The 4,189-nt window shown below is 62.7% G+C and carries 4 protein-coding genes and 2 pseudogenes; 2 read left to right on the top strand and 4 right to left on the bottom strand.

What is annotated here, in order from left to right:
* Positions 1-97 (top strand): annotated as a pseudogene (locus tag EOA22_RS39595) (carboxyl transferase domain-containing protein); the annotation flags it as partial.
* On the opposite strand, the pseudogene EOA22_RS26005 reads toward EOA22_RS39595, so the two are convergent.
* The 4 genes and pseudogenes from EOA22_RS26005 to EOA22_RS25990 all read right to left on the bottom strand — a co-directional run.
* Positions 69-662, bottom strand: a pseudogene (locus EOA22_RS26005) (carboxyl transferase domain-containing protein); the annotation flags it as partial. The pseudogenes EOA22_RS39595 and EOA22_RS26005 overlap by 29 nt on opposite strands.
* 2 nt (positions 663-664) lie before the next feature.
* Positions 665-1,828, bottom strand: a complete 1,164-nt coding sequence (locus tag EOA22_RS26000) for an isovaleryl-CoA dehydrogenase (protein WP_013532607.1) — start codon at positions 1,826-1,828, stop codon at positions 665-667.
* Positions 1,829-1,892: 64 nt separating this feature from the next.
* Positions 1,893-2,543 carry a TetR/AcrR family transcriptional regulator gene (locus EOA22_RS25995; protein ID WP_013532606.1) on the bottom strand — a complete coding sequence of 217 codons (651 nt, stop codon included), beginning with the start codon at positions 2,541-2,543 and terminating at the stop codon, positions 1,893-1,895.
* A 71-nt stretch (positions 2,544-2,614) separates the two neighbouring features.
* Complete coding sequence (locus EOA22_RS25990) at positions 2,615-2,899, bottom strand: acylphosphatase (RefSeq protein ID WP_013532605.1); 285 nt, start codon at positions 2,897-2,899, stop codon at positions 2,615-2,617.
* Positions 2,900-3,074: 175 nt separating this feature from the next.
* Between EOA22_RS25990 and EOA22_RS25985 the strand changes: the two genes are divergently transcribed.
* Positions 3,075-4,067 (top strand): helix-turn-helix domain-containing GNAT family N-acetyltransferase, encoded by a 993-nt coding sequence (locus EOA22_RS25985; RefSeq protein ID WP_013532604.1) that lies wholly within the window; start codon positions 3,075-3,077, stop codon positions 4,065-4,067.
* Positions 4,068-4,189: the final 122 nt, after the last annotated feature.

Below are 4,189 nucleotides of genomic sequence, written 5' to 3'. Positions count from 1 at the left end.
GTGTTCGTGCACGGCGGGCGGCGCCTATGTGCCGGCAATGTCCGACGAGACGATCATGGTGCGCAATCAGGCAACCATCTTCCTCGGCGGCCCGCCGTGCACGAACCCATGACGCAGGCGATCTGCGGAATGCCTGATGCCGACATGTTGGCCTGGTTGTAGAAGATGCGGCCGAAATGCTCGCGGTCGGGAAACACCTCCTCCTGGTTGGGCAGATTGGCGCCGCCGCTGTCGACGAGGTAGATGCAGGGAAGATTGTTCTGCAGTGCGATCTCCTGCGCCCGCAAATGCTTCTTCACGGTCAGCGGATAATAGGTGCCGCCCTTCACGGTGGCGTCGTTGACGACGACCATCACCTCGGTGCCTTCGACGCGGCCGATGCCGGCGATCATGCCGGCCGAAGAGATCTCCTCGCCATACATCGACCATGCCGCGAACTGGCCGATCTCGAGGAAGGGTGAGCCGACATCCAGCAATTGCGCAAGGCGCTCGCGCGGCAGAAGCTTGCCGCGCGAGACATGGCGCTCACGCGCTTCCTCCGAACCGCCGAGCTCGACGGTGGCGGCCTTTTCCGCAATGTCGGCGACCAGCGCCCGCATGCGCTCGGCGTTGGCACGGAAGGTTTCGGAGGAGGGGGAGATCTGGGTTTGCAACGTGGCCATACCTACACCCCCTCCGCCATGATCTCGCGGCCGATCAGCCAGCGGCGGATTTCGCTGGTGCCGGCGCCGATCTCGTAGAGCTTGGCATCGCGCAACAGGCGGCCGGTTGGATAGTCGTTGATGTAGCCGTTGCCGCCAAGCAGCTGGATGGCGTCGAGCGCCATCAGCGTCGCCTTCTCGGCGGCAAACAGCACGCAGCCGGCGGCATCCTTGCGCGTCGTCTGGCCACGATCGCAGGCGGCGGCGACGGCATAGACATAGGCGCGCGCGGCATTCAGCGTCGTGTACATGTCGGCCAGCTTGCCCTGCACCAGTTGGAACTCGCCGATCGCCTGTCCGAACTGCTTGCGCTCATGCACATAGGGGATTGCCACGTCGAGGCACGCCGCCATCAGGCCGATCGGGCCGCCGGCAAGCACCGTGCGCTCATAGTCTAGGCCAGACATCAGCACTTCGACGCCGCGCCCTTCCTCATGCAGCACGTTGTCGAAGGGCACCTCGACATCCCTAAACACCAGCTCGCCGGTGTTGGAGCCGCGCATGCCGAGCTTGTCGAGCTTTTGCGCCACGGAAAATCCGGCAAAAGCCTTCTCGACGATGAAGGCGGTGATGCCGCGCGATTTCTGGTCCGGATCCGTCTTGGCATAGACCACCAGCGTCTCGGCGTCCGGCCCGTTGGTGATCCACATCTTGGTGCCGTTGAGCACGTAGCGGTCATTGCGCTTTTCGGCGCGCAGCTTCAGCGAGACGACGTCCGAGCCGGCGCCGGATTCCGACATCGCCAGCGCGCCGACTCGCTCGCCCGAGCACAGCGGCGGCAGGTATTTTTCCTTCTGCGCCTGCGTCGCCCAGCGGTTGATCTGGTTGACGCAGAGGTTGGAATGGGCACCGTAGGAGAGGCCGACCGAGGCCGAAGCGCGCGAAATCTCCTCGACGGCGATCACATGGGCGAGATAGCCCATGCCGCTGCCGCCGAAATCGGGGTCGGCGGTGATGCCGAGCAGGCCGAGCGCACCGAATTCGCCCCACAGATGCGCCGGGAATTCGTTCGAGCGATCGATGTCGGCGGCGATCGGCGCGATCCGGTCCTGGGCAAAGCGCCGCACCATGTCGCGCAGCGCCTCGATCTCTTCGTCATGCCCGAAGCTGAGCGTGTTGGTGTACATTTTTCTCCTCCCTGCGCATGACCTCGAAAATCGACTTTGATTTCGGAAAGGGATCATGCGCGAATCAAAATGCTGCAGCGTCCTTTGCGCGTCCGAAGGGACGCGCGGCGCCGTAGGCGTCGATCTTCGCGCCGACGAGCCGCATTGTCATTGAAAGATATGTTGTGGTCACTTCAGCGATCGACAGCCGTTCGCCCGGCCGAAACCAGACGATGACGCCGGTCATCATCTGGATCAGCGCCATGGCGGTCAGCCCGGTGTCGTCGATGCTGAAGGTGCCCGTCTCGGCGCCGTCGCGCAGGATGGTGCGCAGCTCCTTCTCGTAGGCAGTGCGCATGCGCAGGATCTGCGTCAGCCTTTCCGGCGACAGGCTGCGCAATTCCATGTTCGACACATGCGTGGCGTGCCGTCGCTCGATGTGGAAAGTGATGTGGTTTTCGACATAGGCCGAAAGCCGCTGCACGGGATCCGCATTAACCGGGCGAGCTGTTTCCCACGCTTCGGTCAAACCTTCCATGTGCTCGCGCATCAGCGTGAACAGAAGCTCTTCCTTGGTCGGAAAGTAGCGGTAGAGTGCGGCCGCCTGTACGCCGACCTCGGCGGCGAGCTGTCGCATCGACATCGCCTCGTAGCCAAAACGCGCGATCAGATTGACCGCCGCCTCACGAATGGTCGCTTCGGTCTTTTCGCCATCAGACCCGGCGGTGCGTGCCATGTCAGCTCCTCTGCGGAGCAATAATAAAACGAACGTTTAATTAATTCAAGGCGCTCAATCCAAATCCGCCTTCATGCCACGATTCTGAACCCAACAGAGGCGTTGTCTGCCTCCAACTCCTCGACGTCGACCTTGGAAACCAAAGCCCCGGCCGGCCCTTTCCAGAGGCGCTCGATCATTGTCGAGACCTCCTCATCGAGGCCTGCGATCTCGGCCGTTACGGACCCGTCCGCTTCATTGCAAACCCAGCCCGCAAGACCAAGGCCCGTGGCCTCATCCCGGGCCCAGGCTCTGAAGCCGACGCCTTGCACGTTACCGTAGACGCGTGCGTGCACTTTCCTGCGATGACCAGCCATGAATCTCTCCAAGCCTGTCTCGTTTTGAATCTGGCGCACGGCCTGAGGAATGCAACCTGCGCGCGGACGCAATAGCTGGGCCTTCCGGCTTTAGCTGGCCTTCTGGCCTTGAATTTAATTGACTCAGTCCACTAATTTAGGAAAATGGAACTGCTTTATTAGGAGCTGGCCGCAAATGTTGGACGAACGCAACGCATTGGTGGCCGATGTCCGGCGCTTCAATCGCTTCTACACGCGCACTGTCGGCCTTCTCGACGAGACGCTGACACAAAGTGCATTCACTTTGACCGAGGCGCGCGTGCTGTTCGAACTGGGTCACCGCAGCAACCCGGCTTCCGCCGAAATCGCCGGCGAGCGAGGTTTCCTGGTTGGGGCTTTTCGGCTCGAGAATGGCCCGGCGGCCTCCGAAATATCGAGACAATTGCGTGTCGATGCCGCCTATCTGACGCGGATCCTGCGCAAGTTCGCGGGCCAGGGGCTGACCGAGGCCAGAACGGACCCGGCTGACCGGCGCCGAAGGGTCCTCTCGCTGACCGCAAGGGGCGAGGCAGCGCTTGCCAGGCTGCAGGCGGCGGCCGATCGGGATACGGCGCGGCTGATCGAAAGCGTACCCGACGACAGGTTGCATGAACTGCGCAGCGCCTTGCGCAAGGCGGGGGAATTGCTGGGTGATCCCACCCGTGAAAGCGGCGAGGTGACGTTGCGGCCGCACCGCGTCGGCGATGTCGGCTGGGTCGTGCAGCGCCAGGCCCAACTTTATGCCGAGGAATATGGCTGGACGATCGAGTTCGAGGCCATGCTCGCCGAGATCGGCGCCGATTTCATTCGCAATTTCGTGCCCGGCCGCGATTTCTGCTGGATCGCCGAGCGCGGTGGTCAGCCGGTCGGCGCGGTGTTCCTGGTTCATCAGGATGATAAGGTGGCCAAGCTGAGAATGCTGCATGTCGAGGCGTCGGCGCGCGGCTTCGGCATCGGCAAACGACTGGTGGCGGAATGCGTGAACCAGGCCCGGGCTTGCGGCTACGCCAAGCTAGTTCTGTGGACCAACGACATCCTCGTTGCGGCGCGCGCGATCTACGAACGTGCCGGCTTCAGGCTGGTCTCGCAGGAGCACCACCGCAGCTTCGGCAAGGATCTGACCGGCCAGACCTGGGAAATGGATTTGTAGGCGGCTTTTGCTGCCGGTTGCGCGCCAGCGGTATCCTAATTACCCCGCGCTGCCGCCAAAGCACCGGGAAGTTCCTCGGCAAAAATGTCGAGCTCGTGATCGAGGCCGACGCTGACGCGGAT

The organism is Mesorhizobium sp. M7A.F.Ca.US.014.04.1.1 (assembly GCF_003998745.1).
Taxonomy (GTDB): Bacteria; Pseudomonadota; Alphaproteobacteria; order Rhizobiales; family Rhizobiaceae; genus Mesorhizobium; species Mesorhizobium ciceri.
This window is presented reverse-complemented; position numbering and strand designations above follow the sequence as displayed.